Annotated in this window: 17 protein-coding genes and 1 tRNA gene; 12 read left to right on the forward strand and 6 right to left on the reverse strand. The window is 47.8% G+C overall.

What is annotated here, in order from left to right:
* Positions 1–46: 46 nt before the first annotated feature.
* The 9 genes from Xets_RS16510 to Xets_RS16550 all read left to right on the forward strand — a co-directional run bounded on the left by Xets_RS16510 (position 47) and on the right by Xets_RS16550 (position 7465).
* Entirely contained in the window at positions 47–964 is a 918-nt protein-coding gene (locus Xets_RS16510) for an integrase domain-containing protein (protein ID WP_187652143.1), read from the forward strand.
* Between the two features lie 322 nt (positions 965–1286).
* Positions 1287–1727, forward strand: a complete 441-nt coding sequence (locus Xets_RS16515) for an antirestriction protein (protein ID WP_074025092.1) — start codon at positions 1287–1289, stop codon at positions 1725–1727.
* A 96-nt stretch (positions 1728–1823) separates the two neighbouring features.
* On the forward strand, positions 1824–2288 hold the full coding sequence (locus Xets_RS16520; RefSeq protein ID WP_187652144.1) for an antirestriction protein: 465 nt from the start codon (positions 1824–1826) through the stop codon (positions 2286–2288).
* A gap of 124 nt (positions 2289–2412) precedes the next feature.
* Positions 2413–2955 carry a hypothetical protein gene (locus Xets_RS16525; RefSeq protein WP_187652145.1) on the forward strand — a complete coding sequence of 181 codons (543 nt, stop codon included), beginning with the start codon at positions 2413–2415 and terminating at the stop codon, positions 2953–2955.
* Between the two features lie 16 nt (positions 2956–2971).
* Positions 2972–3280: a TA system toxin CbtA family protein gene (locus Xets_RS16530; RefSeq protein WP_074025093.1), complete on the forward strand. Its 309-nt coding sequence runs from the start codon at positions 2972–2974 to the stop codon at positions 3278–3280.
* An 89-nt stretch (positions 3281–3369) separates the two neighbouring features.
* Positions 3370–4293 (forward strand): DUF1281 domain-containing protein, encoded by a 924-nt coding sequence (locus Xets_RS16535; RefSeq protein ID WP_187652146.1) that lies wholly within the window; start codon positions 3370–3372, stop codon positions 4291–4293.
* A gap of 114 nt (positions 4294–4407) precedes the next feature.
* Positions 4408–5097: an N-6 DNA methylase gene (locus Xets_RS16540; RefSeq protein ID WP_187652147.1), complete on the forward strand. Its 690-nt coding sequence runs from the start codon at positions 4408–4410 to the stop codon at positions 5095–5097.
* 228 nt (positions 5098–5325) lie between these two features.
* On the forward strand, positions 5326–6357 hold the full coding sequence (locus Xets_RS16545) for a TraI domain-containing protein (RefSeq protein WP_099130989.1): 1032 nt from the start codon (positions 5326–5328) through the stop codon (positions 6355–6357).
* 79 nt (positions 6358–6436) lie between these two features.
* On the forward strand, positions 6437–7465 hold the full coding sequence (locus tag Xets_RS16550; protein WP_187652199.1) for a site-specific integrase: 1029 nt from the start codon (positions 6437–6439) through the stop codon (positions 7463–7465).
* A gap of 37 nt (positions 7466–7502) precedes the next feature.
* Here the strand turns inward: Xets_RS16550 and Xets_RS16555 are convergent, their stop codons facing one another.
* The 6 genes from Xets_RS16555 to aspA all read right to left on the reverse strand — a co-directional run bounded on the left by Xets_RS16555 (position 7503) and on the right by aspA (position 13462).
* Positions 7503–7670 carry a hypothetical protein gene (locus Xets_RS16555; RefSeq protein WP_167383256.1) on the reverse strand — a complete coding sequence of 56 codons (168 nt, stop codon included), beginning with the start codon at positions 7668–7670 and terminating at the stop codon, positions 7503–7505.
* A 142-nt stretch (positions 7671–7812) separates the two neighbouring features.
* Positions 7813–7888, reverse strand: a tRNA-Phe gene (locus Xets_RS16560).
* A 129-nt stretch (positions 7889–8017) separates the two neighbouring features.
* Positions 8018–8590: a transcriptional regulator gene (locus tag Xets_RS16565; protein WP_099133142.1), complete on the reverse strand. Its 573-nt coding sequence runs from the start codon at positions 8588–8590 to the stop codon at positions 8018–8020.
* A gap of 18 nt (positions 8591–8608) precedes the next feature.
* Positions 8609–10387 carry a protein-disulfide reductase DsbD gene (locus Xets_RS16570; protein ID WP_099133248.1) on the reverse strand — a complete coding sequence of 593 codons (1779 nt, stop codon included), beginning with the start codon at positions 10385–10387 and terminating at the stop codon, positions 8609–8611.
* A 209-nt stretch (positions 10388–10596) separates the two neighbouring features.
* Entirely contained in the window at positions 10597–11898 is a 1302-nt protein-coding gene (locus tag Xets_RS16575) for an anaerobic C4-dicarboxylate transporter (RefSeq protein ID WP_099133143.1), read from the reverse strand.
* A 139-nt stretch (positions 11899–12037) separates the two neighbouring features.
* A complete protein-coding gene (gene aspA, locus Xets_RS16580) occupies positions 12038–13462 on the reverse strand; it encodes an aspartate ammonia-lyase (protein WP_187652148.1) in 1425 nt (474 codons plus the stop codon).
* A 332-nt stretch (positions 13463–13794) separates the two neighbouring features.
* On the opposite strand from aspA, the gene Xets_RS16585 reads away from it, so the two are divergent.
* From Xets_RS16585 to groL, 3 genes are all read left to right on the forward strand, one after another.
* On the forward strand, positions 13795–14337 hold the full coding sequence (locus tag Xets_RS16585) for an FxsA family protein (RefSeq protein ID WP_099133145.1): 543 nt from the start codon (positions 13795–13797) through the stop codon (positions 14335–14337).
* 185 nt (positions 14338–14522) lie between these two features.
* On the forward strand, positions 14523–14816 hold the full coding sequence (locus Xets_RS16590; protein WP_074020370.1) for a co-chaperone GroES: 294 nt from the start codon (positions 14523–14525) through the stop codon (positions 14814–14816).
* Between the two features lie 59 nt (positions 14817–14875).
* Positions 14876–16522, forward strand: coding sequence for a chaperonin GroEL (groL, locus tag Xets_RS16595; protein WP_099133146.1), 1647 nt, complete (start codon positions 14876–14878; stop codon positions 16520–16522).
* Positions 16523–16620 lie beyond the last annotated feature (98 nt).

Consider the following 16620-nt stretch of genomic DNA (forward strand, 5'->3'; position numbering starts at 1 on the left):
CTCAAAAAATGAATAAAACACAAGCAAAGCAGCAGGAGAGGCGAGAATGGCGCAGGGATCGACACGTTCAAAGGTTGAGCAGTTCAGAAAAGCCTTTATTACTCATGCCCGACAGGCGGGCGGAAGTTTTGTGACAGTGGCTGATCGTGAGCGGATTGCCCGGTATTTCCTTGATTATTTAAAAAACAATGGCATCAAACTCCGGCAAATGGATAGCCTGAAGGTGAAATATATTGAGCGCTACATCGCTGAACGGAAAGCTCACCATATTAATCACCGGACATTGCAAAATGAAATGTCGGTGCTGCGGGCCATTTTAGCGCAGGCGGGAAAGCACAAGCTGGCTGATCCCGATAATGCCCGCCTGAGTAACCGGGCATTGGGTATCGCTGAGACGAGCCGCAAGGGAACGAAAACGGCGTTGACACCGGTCGCGTTCCGGGAAATTTTTCAGCAGGTGGAACAAAAAGACCGGCGCGTGGCAGCGGTAATGCAACTGGCTTATGTACTGGGGCTGCGCACCAAAGAAGCGATCGAAGCCTATAAATCGTTAGCGACCTGGAAAAAAGCGCTGGAAAACGGGCATACCTCTGTGCGGGTGGTGTTCGGCACCAAAGGCGGACGTCCAAGACAAACGGTCATATTGGATCGGGAAGCCCTGCAACACGCGATTGCTTATGCGGAACGCGAGCAGGCCGGGCGTAGCGGCAAATTGATTGATAAGCCCACTATCACCCAGGCCATAGATCGCTATCGGTATATTGTCAGAAGGGCAGGCCTGAGCGGCAAGAAAGCCCCACACAGTATGCGCTACCATTTTGCCCAGCAATCTGGTGAACATTATACCGCGCAGGGCTTCAGCGAGCAGGAAGCACAGGCCCTGGTCTCGATGGATTTGGGGCATGGCGATGGGCGTGGGCGCTATATCCGGCAGGTGTATTACCAGAATATTGAGGGTGAATAAGATCATCCCGTTTCTGACATTATTTTCAGTATCAGAAAATGAATTACCCATTGATCTTAATATGTTCATTGATTAGCGTAGCCAGACTTATCAATGATCCGGTCGCTTGTGAGGATCACCTTCGGGCAGCGACACCCACACTCCCGTAGCCTGCAAGAGAGTACACACTGTGTGGTACATCTGCCCACCTTTGGAAGCAGATATCATCTTTGTTGATGATGAAGGTTATTTAATCCACGCTGGCAACCCAGCCAGTCAACCCGGACGGGGAACATGCTTCCCGTCGGGCAAGGTGTTCTCCGTTATTTTAAAGGAGTCCACCATGCAACAAAACGAAACCAGGACAACGGTGCATGCTGTACCGGCGTCTGAATTGTCCCCTTTTGCGGACGTCTTTCCGCGAAGTAGCCCACTGGAATTGAGGCTGCTGGAACACTCGGTCATTAAAGCGGCGGTTACGCTGTGTGAGGATTACCGGTGTGATACCTGGCAGTGCCGGAAAGTGTCCGACAAAATTGCCTATGCCGTGCCGACCCGTGCTGACACGTATGGGGTCAAAATCGAGACCACTGACTTTAACAGCGAGGTGTCAGCAGATACGTTCGGGCTGATGGTCACCCTGACGGTACTGGGCTATCTGACGGCACTGGTAAAGCAGGATGAAATCGCTGAACGGTTGTGTGATTTGCGGGAATATGCGCTGCAACACCCCCAGGCCCCGTGTATCCGGGCGGCTTTAAGTTTAGCAGGGGCATGGCGATAATTTAATCTACCCTGGCACAATGCCAGTCACCCGACGGGGAATTCCTTTCCCATCGGGCAGGGTGTTCTCCGTCTTTTTTATTTACAGGAGAACATCATGCAAGAAGGTGACCTTATCATGCTGGACAGTCTCGCGCTGTCCGCGGCATTTCCCGGCAAAAAATCGCTGGAGCGGTTGTTTCTGGGATTTCTGATTGTCAATACTGCCTCAACGTTATGCCGGGATTACCCGTCTGAGCAATGGACAGGCCGACAGGTGTCTGAGTCGCTGGCCTATATGGTGCCGACATCCGCGAAAAACTATCCGGTGTACCTGTCGGACACGCAGTTAACGGTGACACTCTCAGCCGATGCCTTCGGGCTGGCGGTGACGTCAATCGTGCTTGCCCGTATCGCCGCGCTGAATGAGCTGAATGCGGATGCCTGTCGGTTTCGCGAATTGCAGGAATATGCGAAGCAACATCCGGAAAATGGCCTGATAGAGTCAGTCATGACATTGAGACTCCACGAGGACTTTATCAGCCCGTCATTAATCGAAAATCAAAATCATCATCATCATTGAGGTTATCGGCCTATGTCGCTGTTAACCCTGCTCTTTTCTTAAGCGCCTGACCAGGGAGCTGAAAACACCTTCCCGGCATCGGGCGGGTGTTTTCTTTATTTGACATTCAATCAAGGAAATACCGATGAACCCGATTTTTCTGCCCGTGCCGGCTGAAACCAACCCGGCCTTACGTGAAGATATTTTTACTGCCCAGGTCACCGGCCTGATGCAACCCCCACAAATGCCCCCGTCTCTGCGGGCGGAAACCCTGACGGTGTGCGAAGCTTTCTCGGTTATGGAAGTGGTGCAGCGGCTGAAGGTTATCCATTTACTGGGGGACTGGCCGGTGCCGGAGACTCCATCCGGTCAGGCGGCATGTGTGTTTTTTCCGCTGACCGTCATGATTTATGACGCCGGGGACAGAAAGGTGCTCGGTGGCCGGTTTTATGACGAAATTGTCTGGGCACAGCCGGTGACGCTGGCCTCAGAGCGCCTGTCACTGGCACAACGGCAACAGCAATTGTGTCAGTCGGCGGTATTTGAGCAGAGCTGGCAGAATATCCCGGCCGCTCGGGCATTGTGGCATGAGGCGCACTTACTGTCGCTGCATGGGGTTTCGCCCCGTTATCAACAGTGCCGTGAAGTGCAGGATATTCTCCGGCACAGCACGACAGTCAGTATTTAACGTGTGAGATATTACTATGGCACCTTTACGTTTAACCGTCTGGCAGGTGATTGCCGGCACGCTGCTGAAACGGCATTTTGGCCTGAACCTGAATGATACGGCCCTGTGTGATGCTGACACCGTGGCTGAACTGATGGCCAGTGGCGTCCAGCCCTTTGAAGCCATCAATGCGTTGGTGGATAAATACGATTTAACCCGGCTGAATGCGCAGGGTATCCAGAGCAGTACACCGTATCTGGGTATTCATGATGAACTGAGGGCGATTTTCGACAGCGGTATTACCGAAACGCTGCTCAGTCAGGACACAGGGTCACAGCCCAAATAACCTATTTTTCAATCACCCATCGGGGGAGCGGTGCCCTGATGGCGCGGTTCCTCCGGTTTATGCTGATTCATCCAATGAGGAACCTGACCATGGCAGAATGGTATACTAATCAACTGGACATCACCGGTAAGTCGGTGTGTATTGACGTAATGCAGCAATGGGTCTGCGGGGAAGAACCCCCCCGTTACCGCCAGGCGGTACAGCAAAGCCTGCGGCTGTTTCTGGCCGGCTGTGCGGGGATACTGAAACCGACTAAACCGCAAACCTATGCGCCTTACCCGGCACTGGTGTGCGGCACGGCGGCGCCGACGGCACAGAACCTGGCTTTTGAACAGTGGCTTAAGTTGTTGCAGGATAATGTGCCGTTAAACAGTGACAACATTAAACGGACCGATAACCTGTACCGCCAGTCCTGTCTCAGCCTGGTGCGCTGGGACAATGTACCGGCACCGGCGCGTGACATTATCACCCGTCTCCTGACCCGCCAGTATACCGACTGGTTTGGCATGGTGGGCTGGTCTGAAACTATCGATATCGGCGCGTGCTGGGATAAGCTGAACACTTACCCGGGATCGGCGCAGCCCTGCGATATGCTGATGATAATGCCGACCTGCCTTGCCACTGAGATTAACGGCAACAGTGGCTTGCTCAAAGGCATCGCGACTCCGGCGCAGTTTTACGACGCGCAATACGGTATGGAATGGCCGTTGGGTCACCATGTCCGCTGGGAGCGCCGGCATGTCAGCAGCCTGACCGTGCGCTTTGATTCCCCCTGGGCACCCCCTTCGGCCGAACTGATGGGCGAGCTGTCATCGGTGTTTGACTGTGAAATCCGCCACTGGTACAGCGAACCGTCAGGAAGCCTCAAAGGTTACGATTGCTATGACCAGGGCGAGCATGTGGACAGTGGCAACGGGCTGTCAGGACGGGAGAACCGGCCTGCGCTTTATCTGGTCAACGATGACAAACGGGCGGTGAACCTGCCCGTGCCGGCCATTGCCGTTGGGCAGTAACGCGTTATTTAACCCATCATTAATTTATTTTTTATCTTCACTTCAACCGAAAGGGGAAACATTTTCCCTTTTCGGGATGTGTTTTCCCGTTATTTTTTGCAAGGAAAACACGTGATGTCATCACAACTGAATCACCAAAAAGCATTTATCGCACTGTTTAACCAGACGGCACGTGACCACCGTCGTTATCAGGTTTTTCAGGATTTTTGCAATAGTGCAATGACCGCCATTCACAATAAATACCATTATTGTGAGGAGCTGGAGCAGTATTACCTGAAAACCATCAATAAGTACGAACGGGAGGATGTTGACCGGATTGTAGAACTTTTTTCCTGTACCGTGCTGGGGCTGGCGCAGGAACCCGGTGATTTTCTGGGCAGTGTGTTTATGGCGCTTGATTTAGGTAATAAAGAACTTAATCAGTTTCTTACCCCCTGGTGCGTGGCCAGAATGATGGCGGAGATGCAGTTGCAGGATGTCTCTGCACGCTTGCAGGAGAAACCCTTTATCACCCTGTACGAGCCGGCCTGTGGGGCGGGTTGTATGACGCTGGCCGCTGCCGACGTCTTGAGAGCGCAGGGGCATGATCCGTTATGCAGTCTGTGGGTATCAGCGATTGATATTGATCCGCTGGCCGCGGTGATGGCCTACATCCAGCTTGCCCTGACCGGCATTCCGGCCGCGGTCACCATTGGCAATGCCCTGCATGATGGCGGCAGTCAGCGAACCCGCTATACACCGGCACATTATCTGGGTAACTGGTCGAACCGTTTACGGGAGCATCAACAGCCACAGGCAGCCTGAATTTTTCTCAGTATCTATTCTATTGTTCTCATGCGCCTTTCGGGGCGCTTTCTTACTTTTGAGTAGTATTAATGCATTGATTTATAATTAGAATTAAAGTGACCCGGTAAATGAATCCATGGATGAATCGGGTCAGTTTAATTTTCATTTCCGCAAAAAGAGTTTCTCCTTGTTTCCGATTGTGATCCACCGACACTGAACCCAATTTGAACCGAAAGAGGAAAAACTATGTTTGAACGTTTTAAATCGCATTTTGCCCGCCAGTCTGCCACACCGCAAAAATCCCCCGAACAACAACCGGCCGCTATTCGTGACAGCCAGGGCTATTTCCGGCCGCAATCGGCTGACGAGTTACTGGCAACGCCCCTGCGCCGCCAGTGTCTTCAGCAATTATGGCAAAACAGTGCCTTGCCGGAAGGGCTGTATCAGCGTTTCTATCTTGCACCGGTGAAGCAATTACTGGGCAGTGTCCAGCAAGTACCCGCTACGTCGGAAGGTGACTGGTCAGGGGCAGGGGGATTTGCCGACCTGACGCTGCAATTTACCACCTGTGCCGTGCGGCTGGCGAAAGGGCATCTGTTACCACCGGGGGCGGCACCCGAAACGCAGGCGGCACAGAGCCTGTTGTGGCAGGCGGTGGTGTTCTGGGCGGCGTTGTTTTACCACCTGCCGTTATTGCGGCAGCTCGAAGGAGAACTGGAAGACGGGCATGTCTGGCAACCGGGCATGGGTATCCCCGATAAACCGTTTCGTTTCCGTTTTCGCGCACCGGAGAACATACCGTCGGTTCCGCAGGAAGTGTTGCTGGCTGCCTGTTTGTTACCAGAAAAAGCCATGATGTGGCTGGTGAGTGTACCGGCAGTCTGGCATTGTCTGATGCAGCATCTCAATGGGTGTCCCTCCACTGTTCCGCTGATAGATACATTGCTTCAGGACGCTGCCGGGCAGGTTCATTCCCCTTTGCGGGGAAAACAGGGAGTTTCTCCATCTCCGGCGAAGGAGGCGGTGTGCTCTTCCGAATATAATCCGGTACCGGAAACGATACCCACGCCGCCTGTCAGTGAAATCACAACCCCGCCGCTATCCGTGTCTGATGATACCCTGACATTATTATCCTTATTTCAGTCACCTGATGGATCTTCGCCGCAAAATCAGGGAAAAAGTCACCCCCCCGCCTCAAAACTGACCAAACGGTCAAAACGGGAGAAAGAAAGTATTGCCCCTGACAGTCACCAGCGTTCATCATTTAAAGATAAATAATTCAAACAGTTATTTTTATTTTATTGCCGCGAATTGTTTTTGGACAGGAAACGGCAGGATGAGCCGAGGAAAAAATAATATGTTGCACACAGCAGAAGCCCACAGTTGGGAAGCGCTATTAGAAGAGTACTTTTTTTCACATATCCTGCGACCGGATACCGCATGGAGTTATCGTAAGGTCACACGGGGTTTTATCCGGTTTATGGGGGAAGCGGCATCACCGGCGCAGATCACTCATCGGGATGTGTTGCGGTGGCGGCGCCATCTTCTGGTGGAAAAAAAGCAGTCGAGCCATACCTGGAACAATAAGGTAGCCCACCTGCGGGCGATTTTTAATTTCGGTATGGCGCAAAAATTGCTGCCCCACACCGAAAACCCGTTTAACCACGCCGTGGTTAAAAAAGAGAAGAAAAAGAAGAAGATTTTGAGTCAGCCGCAGATAACCCGTATTAACCTGTTGATGGGGAAGTTTGCGGAAGAAGAAAGAACCGACGTGATGCCACGGGGAGGGCGGTGTGCGCTGTACCCAACCTGGTATTGGTCAACCGTGCTGGCGACATTGCGCTTTACGGGAATGCGCCAGAACCAGTTACTGCACCTGCGGCTGCGGGATATTAACCTGGAAAGCAATTATATTGAACTGGGGCTGGAAGGCAGTAAAAACCACAGTGAATGGGAGATACCGATTATTCCGCAACTCAAACCCTGGCTGGCACAACTCGTGGCAAGGGCGATGGCTGCCGGTGCTGAAGGCCACGATCCAATTTTCGATCTCAGCCGGTTAAGTGTGCCGCACCCCAGCCGGCTTTCCCGTTACCAATATGATATCAATCGGGAAAAACAACAGCTCCGTTCTTTCTTTCGTCGGCTGTCCAGGGAGTGTGATTTTGCCGTCTCGCCTCACCGTTTTCGCCATACCGTGGCCACGACGCTGATGAAAGCGCCGGATCGGAACCTGCCGTTGGTGAAAAGATTACTGGGGCATCGTAATGTCGCGACCACGATGGAGTACATTGATCTCGATATGGAAGTGACGGGGAAAACACTGGAGCGGGAGCTGGGATTGTACACCGATCGTTCTGATGAGCCTGCCGGTGAGAAGGAATAAAGCGGATTAAAAAAATCAGGGCAGATCGCAGGATGGATTAAGGAGGAGATAGCGTGAGCTGCCCTGCATCAACAGTGATGGGATGGAAAAAAGCGTTCATGCTGATCCGGTATCCCGTCGTGAAGTTTTCACCTGACTTGACATCAGAATCAATTACTGAAATCATTACCTTAAACAAGAAAAGGGCAACTGATAAAACAGCCACCCTGTTATCTTGTCTTAAATGTTCTTATCGACTAAACAGTACAAATTGAACTGATTAGGCTTTAACATTTAATTAACGATTGATTCTTTTTCGCGCTTTTGTCAGGGAATTTAACAATCTACGACAAACCCGCATGGAAACTTGGTGCCCGGAGGCGGAATCGAACCACCGACACGGGGATTTTCAATCCCCTGCTCTACCGACTGAGCTATCCGGGCTAACGGGGCGCATTAAACCGTATTCAGCCCAATCCGTCAAACACTTTCTGCGAAAAAACCATAAAAATTGATTGATTGCTTTATTTTTATACCGCCTCAGTGTGGTTATTCAGCTAATGCCGTTTTTTATTAACTTAACGCCCCATTTTTTCGGCATTTTGCGATGGTTAGAATATCTTGAGCCAGAATTTTCGCAGTGATCACATCTTCAAGGTCTCTTTTCACCAATAGCTTACTGAGACACCCCTCAAGAATAAGTTCCATCTGTTGGGCGACTTGCTTACTGTCGTCAATATCAAGTTGTTGTAATAATTCTTCCGTGTAATGGAAAGAGTTTTGTTTTTGTAATTCTGCTAATTGGTGGATTGGATGGTCAACATCAGGAAAAGCGTTGCAAGCAGCAATAAACAGGCAACCTGGATAATGCTGTTCCTGTACTTTTTCCTTAAGAGCGTCGTAGCGTGCCAGTAATTTTTGCTCAGGGCTTAAGGCTTCATTTAACAGGGTTTGACGCTGCCAGATTTCAATTTGCTGGCTGTGATGGCGCAGGCAGTCGTAGAGTAAGGCTTCACGATCAGGCCAAAAATGTTTTATATGGCTGATATCAATATCGATAGGGTTTAAAAGTGTCTCGAGTGTCGCTGACAGGCCATGTTGCTCCAATAAGTTCAGGACATGACTAAGTACATATTCACGTTGCACGGTGGCTCTCCTTCCAGATTATTTTTGTTGTAGATGTTGTAATTGCTGTACATGCTGGTTAAAACGCTGAGCGTCCATGAATCCATTGACCCTCTCATCGGTTAGCTCTTTTCCCTTATCGAAAAATAAGATAGTGGGAAGTCCCAGCACTTGCAGTTTTTGCAACAATTCTTTTTGTTTTGGGGCGTTATCTGTGACATCTGCCTGTAACAAGAGAAATTGGCTTAATTGTGCCTGTACTTGTGGATCACTGAAAGTATATTTTTCAAACTCCTTGCAGGCTATACACCAGTCAGCATAGAGGTCCAACATAATCGGTCGATGATGATTTTCAGCCAGAATTTGACTCAACTCTTGCCAATCAGAGACTTGTTGAAATTTTAAAGTGGCTTTTTGCTGCTCTGCCGCAGGGCTTCCCCATACCCAATCTTGCAAAGGACGTGAAGCGATAAGCGCCAAAGCCAGCAAGATGATTTGTAAAGTTCGTACCCAGCCGTTTTTGCTGTTTAAGGTTAATGCGAATGCCCAACCAAGGAAAGAAAATGCCAATAGGCTCCATAATCTTATGCCCCATGTGTCACCAAGTACGCGTTCCAGTAGGAAGACTGGCAGGGCCAATATAATGAATCCGAAAGCTTCCTTGACGTATTGCATCCACGGGCCGCTGCGTGGCAGGAGTTTGTGACCAAATAGTGTGACGGCGATAAGCGGTAAGCCCATTCCCAAGGCGTAGAGGTATAAGGTTAAGCCACCGACCAATGTATTACCGCTTTGGGCGATATAAAGCAAAATAGCACTGAGTGGTGCGGTAGTGCAGGGAGAGGCGATTAATCCGGCTAAAGCTCCCATCACAAATACGCCAATGTAAGAGCCGCTTTGCTGTTGGTTGCTCCAATCCACGAGGCGAGTTTGGAGTGAAGAAGGAAGTTGTAATGTATATAGCTCAAACATTGATAAGGCGAGCAAAATAAACAGCACTGACAGCCCTACGAGAATGTAAGGATTTTGCAGGGCCGCCTGAAATTGCAAGCCAGCCGCCGCGACGACTAAACCAAGTATTGTATAAGTGAGCGCCATTCCCTGAACGTAACTCATGGCAAGCCAAAAGATCCGTTTTAGGCTTTCAGGACGTTTTTGGCCCAAAATAATACTGGAAATCAGCGGATACATGGGCAGTATGCAGGGAGTAAAAGCAATACCAATGCCAATTAATAACGCCCAGAGTGGCGAAAATGGCACATCATGGGACTCGGATGGTATATCTTCCTGTTGCAGAGGTGCTTGTAAGGAGCTGTCTTCTTTATTTGTCGCTATGTTAGTTGGTGTCGCGGTTTCATTGCCTGATAGGGTGGAGGCAGCCACGGCTTGCAATGGTACGTTTAGGGTCTCAGGCGGATAACAATAACCCGCTTCTGCACATCCTTGATATGTGACCTGGAGAGAGCCGTCGTTGGTGGCAGACAGAATGGGAATATCAATCTGTGCCGATTGAAAATAGACTTCTGTTTTGCCAAAAAACTCATCTTCATGATCTACACCTTTAGCGTATGTAATTTTACCCAATGATGTTTCTTGATTAGGAATGATGTTGAATTGTTTTCGATAAAGGTAATAACCGGGTTTAATATCCCAGTTCAACGTGAGTTTATTTCCTTGTTGCTGAAAATCAAACATGAATGCCTGATCAGCAGGAAGGTAGAGACTTTTCCCCGGTTGCTCAAACAGTGCGTTAGCTTTGTCAGGAGACAGAGCGATACCACTGAACAATAGAAACAACATCAGAATACGTTTCATCATAAGATAATCTTTAGCCTGCCTGTATCGTAAGTTTGATTTGGGAAATTTATTAGAATCTGCACTATAACTGATGATGCTCATAGCAGAAAGTCACTTGTTCAATATTAAGACAATACTGGATTTTTGACAGGAAAAGATAGGCAAGGAAGGAAGTTTCAGGGGCTGGCAGGCCCCTGAAATAACGATGTCAAACAATCGAAATTGTAAAGTTACAAGATAATACCGCCAAACAGGAAACCGAATGTGACCGCCAATACAACGGCAAGGGTTCCCGGAATAAAGAATGGATGATTGAAGACAAAACGCCCGATACGAGTGGTTCCGGTATCATCCATCTGTACGGCGGCAACCAATGTTGGATAAGTTGGCAGAATAAACAGACCCGACACCGCCGAGAACGAAGCAATTGCTGTTAATGGAGTGACATTCAGTGCCAGAGCCATTGGCATCAACGCCTTAGCCGTTGCTGCTTGTGAATAGAGCAAGGCTGAACAGAAGAAGAAAATGATTGCCAGCAGCCACGGTTGGGCATGAATCAAACTGCCCGCAGTTTCTTTGATCCAATCGAGATTGGCCTGTACAAAAGTATCCCCCAGCCATGCAACCCCTAAGATACAGATACATGCGCTCATGCCTGCTTTGAAAGTGCTTGAGTTCAGGATGGCATCGGTATCGACGGAGCAAATAATGGTGGTGAGAGTAGCGATACTGAGCATGATGATCAAAATCGCATTTGTGGTGTTCATCAGGGGTTTTTCAACCAGACCGACACTTGGGCTATTGATAATCGCATAAATAACAACACTCACGACACCTAGCAGGAACAACAGAACAGAGCATTTTGCTTTGGGTTTGATTTGAATCTGGCTGGCACCACGCATTTCTATCAAGCCATCTTCAAGGCGTTTTTGGTAAACAGGATCATTCGACAGTTTGGCATCAAAAAGCCATGAAATAATGAATGACATGAGGATGATGGCACAAAATGTTGAAGGCAGTAATACCATTAACAGGTGGATATAGCTGATGCCTTGCCCTTCCATAATCGATGCCATATAAACCACCGCCGCAGAAATAGGCGAAGCAGTGATCCCTATCTGGGCAGCAACAACAGCAGTAGAGAGTGGACGGCATGGTTTTATGCCCTGCTCTTTGGCAACCTCTGTAATAACAGGCAATGTTGCCAGTGAGATATTCCCCGTACCTGCAAATAGCGTCAGAAAATAAGTGACGATCGGTGCAAGGATTGTGATGTATTTGGGATTCTTACGCAGTAATTTTTCAGTTTGCTGAACGAGATAATCTAATCCCCCAGCCACTTGCATGGCTGATATCGCAGCAATGACGGCCATGATAATTGAAATAACATCAAATGGAATACTCCCTGGTTTAACACCGATGGCGGCGAGGATGAGAACACCAAGCCCACCAGCAAAGCCAATACCAATTCCCCCTAGTCGTGCTCCCAAAAAAATGGCCAGCAGAACGATAGCTAATTCTACGGCTAACATGTTAAATACTCCTTCATTTATTTAGTATTATGAAAATCTATGGTTAATAGTTTGTGTTTGCGGAAAATTAAAAAGGCACGCTTCCGGTTGGAATAGCGTGCCTTAATAATTAAGACGAACTTGTTATTATAATCATTAATTAGTCATCAAAACGTTTTGCTTTATAAGTTGGATGTTTTAGGTTCTCAACGGAGAAAATATCATCTAATTCAGTTTCGGTCAGTAAACCACGCTCAAGCACGACTTCACGGACGCTTTTGCCCGTTTCAGCACAGATCTTGCCCACGATATCACCATTGTGGTGACCAATAAATGGGTTCAGATAAGTCACGATCCCGATGGAGTTGAATACGAAACTTTCACAGACTTCTTTATTGGCAGTAATACCGTTGATACATTTTTCAACCAAATTACGGCATGCATTGCTCAGGATAGATATAGATTCAAACATAGCCTGACCAATCGCAGGTTCCATTACGTTAAGCTGTAACTGACCGGCTTCTGCTGCCATCGTGACACAAGTATCGTTACCGATGACTTTGAAGCAAACCTGGTTAACAACTTCTGGCACAACGGGATTAACTTTCGCTGGCATGATGGAGGAACCTGCCTGCAATTCTGGTAGGTTGATTTCATTCAGGCCAGCACGAGGGCCGGAAGAGAGTAGACGCAAGTCATTACAAATCTTGGACATCTTAACCGCCAGACGCTTCAACGCGCTGTGAACCATAACGTAAGCTCCACAGTCAGAGGTAGCTTCTATCAAATCTTCCGCTGGTTGGCAAGGTAATCCTGTGACTTCGGCCAATTTTTCAACTACCAGTTTTTGGTAACCTGGTGCAGTATTCAGGCCAGTACCGATAGCAGTCGCGCCAAGGTTCACTTCCAGCAGCAGCTCTGCCGTGCGAGTGATGTTTTTGATCTCTTCTTTCAACAGCACGGAAAAAGCACGGAATTCTTGACCCAGTGTCATTGGGACCGCATCTTGTAGTTGGGTACGGCCCATTTTCAGGATGTCGTCGAATTCAACACTTTTTTTGTCGAAGCCCTCTTTCAGCAATTCGATGGAATCAATTAAGTGCATCAAGGAGTTATAAACAGCAATACGGAAGCCTGTAGGGTAAGCGTCATTGGTTGATTGGCTTCTGTTCAGGTGATCATTTGGATTCAGGTACTCATATTCGCCTTTTTGATGTCCCATCAACTCCAGGCCGATATTTGCCAACACCTCATTAGTGTTCATGTTCAGTGAGGTACCGGCCCCCCCCTGAAAGACATCAACAGGGAATTGATCCATACATTTGCTTTTAATGAGAACTTCATCACAGGCTTTGACAATGATATCTGCCACTTTTCCAGGAATAGTATGGAGTTCTTTGTTTGCCAGTGCCGCGGCTTTTTTCACCATCACCATGCCACGGATGAATTCAGGCACATTGTTGATGGTACGGTCACTGATATAAAAGTTTTCAATCGCACGCAGAGTGTGAATACCGTAGTAGGCTTCAGCAGGAACTTCTCGTTTACCTAACAGGTCTTCTTCGATACGAATGTTGTTTGACATGAGAACCTTCTTAAAATTGGATACGTTTTTTGACTGTTCTATTACGTGTTTGTTGAAAAATAATGTTGCCGATAACAATTTCCCTGATATTAGACACTTATCATGAAATTGCTGGCGCGATCATATGTGGATTTGTAAGAAATGCCTTGAACCTGGATCACTTTATAGTGCTATTTTATTAATGGAATACCATATGTGTGACTGAGGTCACGATTACGGAGAGAAAAAGTTAAGAGTTCGAAGTATTGAAAATGATCACGATTATCCCCACATGTGTTATCTAACACCATATTATGTGATCTAATCCTCAATAATAATGAAAGGAGAACCACGTGCGTTGGCTCCCGCTTATCCTTATATGCCTTCTGGTTTACATCGAGTCTGTCCTGTTTGTTCGGATTGCCTCTGAAGTTGGGGTCTTGTTGACTCTGTTATTGGTTATTCTTACGTCTTGTCTTGGTGTATCCCTTGTGCGTAATCAAGGCATCAAGAATTTTATCTCTATGCAGCAAAAACTTACAGTCGGTGAGAGTCCTGCGGAAGAGGCGGTAAAAAGTGTTTCTTTGGTCATGGCTGGATTTTTGCTGATATTGCCTGGTTTTTTCACCGATTTTCTCGGATTACTGTTGTTATTGTCTCCCGTACAGAAACTGCTGACAGCGAAGTTATTGCCTCATATTAAGTTTTACCGCCCGAATACTTTTTATGGTTCCGGTAATAACGGTAATCATAATGGCGGTTATGGTCAGAGCGGGCAGACTTTTGAGGGCGAATATGAGCGCAGGCAAGATGGCGCTTCCCGTATATCGGATGACCAAAAATCCGCAGAGCAAAAGCATTATGGTGAGTCTGGCAGTGAGTGCAATAAAAAATGATTGCCGCTGTGTTGGCTGAGATTTCAGTGAGTAAGAAAAAAGTAAAATATTTTTGTTACTCACCCTTGAAGTCATGATCTCAAGCCCCAATTTGTAGCTTCATGATACCGGTTCTTACTGGTTATGCTGGGTTCTGGTATCAATCCTCTTACCTGATATGGACTTTATTTATAGGAGATCTATCAATGAAAATTCGTCCATTACATGACCGCGTTATCATTAAGCGTACAGAAGTTGAATCAAAATCCGCTGGCGGTATTGTTTTGACGGGCTCTGCTGCGGGCAAATCTACCCGTGGAAAAGTTTTGGCAGTCGGCAATGGTCGCATCCTCGAAAATGGGGAAGTGAAGGCGCTGGACGTAAAAGTGGGTGATACCGTTATTTTTAATGAAGGTTACGGCGTTAAAACAGAAAAGATCGATAATGAAGAAGTATTGATCATGTCTGAAAGCGACATTCTGGCAATTGTTGAAGCGTAATTGAGAATCTTATTTACGCTTAGATCTTCTTAATTGAACGAATTTAAAGGAAAGACACAATGGCAGCTAAAGACGTAAAATTTGGTAATGATGCTCGCAGCAAAATGCTACGCGGTGTGAATGTACTGGCTGATGCAGTTAAAGTGACCTTGGGTCCTAAAGGCCGTAATGTAGTTTTGGATAAATCTTTCGGTGCACCTGTCATCACTAAAGACGGTGTATCTGTAGCACGTGAAATCGAATTGGAAGACAAATTCGAGAACATGGGTGCTCAGATGGTTAAAGAAGTCGCTTCTAAAGCTAATGATGCGGCCGGTGATGGTACCACCACAGCAACCGTATTGGCTCAAGCTATCGTCACCGAAGGTCTGAAAGCTGTTGCTGCTGGCATGAACCCAATGGATTTGAAACGCGGTATCGATAAAGCAGTTATTTCCGCTGTTAATGAGCTGAAAAAACTGTCCGTACCTTGCTCTGATTCCACTGCTATTGCACAGGTTGGTACTATCTCTGCAAACTCCGACGAAACCGTAGGTAAACTGATCGCAGAAGCGATGGACAAAGTCGGTAAAGAAGGTGTAATCACCGTTGAAGAAGGTACTGGCCTGGAAGATGAGCTGGATGTTGTTGAAGGTATGCAGTTCGACCGTGGTTACCTGTCTCCTTATTTCATCAACAAACCAGAATCGGGTTCTGTTGAACTGGAAAACCCATACATCCTGCTGGTTGATAAGAAAATTTCCAACATCCGTGAACTACTGCCAGTTCTGGAAGGCGTCGCTAAGGCAAGCAAGCCTTTGATGATTATCGCTGAAGATGTTGAAGGCGAAGCATTGGCAACTCTGGTTGTTAACAACATGCGTGGTATCGTGAAAGTTGCTGCGGTTAAAGCACCTGGCTTCGGTGATCGCCGTAAAGCAATGTTGCAAGATATCGCTACCCTGACCAACGGTACTGTTATCTCTGAAGAGATTGGTCTGGAGCTGGAAAAAGCGACTCTGGAAGATCTGGGCCAAGCAAAACGTGTTGTTATCAACAAAGACACTACAACTATCATTGATGGTGTAGGTGAAGAAAGCGCAATTGCTGCACGTGTTACTCAGATCCGTCAGCAAATCGAAGAATCTACTTCTGATTATGACCGTGAAAAACTGCAAGAGCGTGTTGCTAAACTGGCAGGCGGTGTTGCTGTAATCAAAGTAGGTGCAGCAACTGAAGTTGAAATGAAAGAAAAACGCGCTCGCGTTGATGATGCATTGCACGCAACTCGTGCGGCTGTAGAAGAAGGTGTTGTTGCTGGTGGCGGTGTTGCTCTGGTTCGTGTTGCCAGCGCGATCACTGACCTGACTGGTGACAACGAAGATCAGAACGTCGGTATTCGCGTTGCACTGCGTGCAATGGAAGCACCAATGCGTCAGATCGTAGAAAACGCAGGTGAAGAACCTTCTGTTGTTGTAAACAACGTGAAAGCAGGTAAGGACAACTACGGTTATAACGCTGCAACTGAACAGTACGGCGATATGATCGAAATGGGTATTTTGGATCCAACTAAAGTAACCCGTTCTGCACTGCAATTCGCAGCTTCTATCGCTGGTTTGATGATCACTACCGAAGCAATGGTGACTGAACTACCTAAAGATGACAAAGCTGACTTAGGTGCTGCTGGTGGCATGGGCGGCATGGGTGGAATGGGCGGCATGATGTAGTGCTGTTCATCCTGATGATGGCATTGCCCATCCGTTAGGATAAGCCTTTAAAGGCGAGCAGGGAAAACTTGCTCGCCTTTTTATTGTTCCTATAACTA

It is taken from the genome of Xenorhabdus sp. TS4 (assembly GCF_014467265.1).
Taxonomy (GTDB): domain Bacteria; phylum Pseudomonadota; class Gammaproteobacteria; order Enterobacterales; family Enterobacteriaceae; genus Xenorhabdus; species Xenorhabdus ehlersii.

Coding starts and splice junctions, on each gene's coding strand:
- Xets_RS16510 (WP_187652143.1), top strand. CDS start 47: ATGGCGCAGGGATCGACACGTTCAAAGGTTGAGCAGTTCAGAAAAGCC.
- Xets_RS16515 (WP_074025092.1), top strand. CDS start 1,287: ATGCAACAAAACGAAACCAGGACAACGGTGCATGCTGTACCGGCGTCT.
- Xets_RS16520 (WP_187652144.1), top strand. CDS start 1,824: ATGCAAGAAGGTGACCTTATCATGCTGGACAGTCTCGCGCTGTCCGCG.
- Xets_RS16525 (WP_187652145.1), top strand. CDS start 2,413: ATGAACCCGATTTTTCTGCCCGTGCCGGCTGAAACCAACCCGGCCTTA.
- Xets_RS16530 (WP_074025093.1), top strand. CDS start 2,972: ATGGCACCTTTACGTTTAACCGTCTGGCAGGTGATTGCCGGCACGCTG.
- Xets_RS16535 (WP_187652146.1), top strand. CDS start 3,370: ATGGCAGAATGGTATACTAATCAACTGGACATCACCGGTAAGTCGGTG.
- Xets_RS16540 (WP_187652147.1), top strand. CDS start 4,408: ATGTCATCACAACTGAATCACCAAAAAGCATTTATCGCACTGTTTAAC.
- Xets_RS16545 (WP_099130989.1), top strand. CDS start 5,326: ATGTTTGAACGTTTTAAATCGCATTTTGCCCGCCAGTCTGCCACACCG.
- Xets_RS16550 (WP_187652199.1), top strand. CDS start 6,437: ATGTTGCACACAGCAGAAGCCCACAGTTGGGAAGCGCTATTAGAAGAG.
- Xets_RS16570 (WP_099133248.1), bottom strand. CDS start 10,387: ATGATGAAACGTATTCTGATGTTGTTTCTATTGTTCAGTGGTATCGCT.
- Xets_RS16575 (WP_099133143.1), bottom strand. CDS start 11,898: ATGTTAGCCGTAGAATTAGCTATCGTTCTGCTGGCCATTTTTTTGGGA.
- aspA (WP_187652148.1), bottom strand. CDS start 13,462: ATGTCAAACAACATTCGTATCGAAGAAGACCTGTTAGGTAAACGAGAA.
- Xets_RS16590 (WP_074020370.1), top strand. CDS start 14,523: ATGAAAATTCGTCCATTACATGACCGCGTTATCATTAAGCGTACAGAA.
- groL (WP_099133146.1), top strand. CDS start 14,876: ATGGCAGCTAAAGACGTAAAATTTGGTAATGATGCTCGCAGCAAAATG.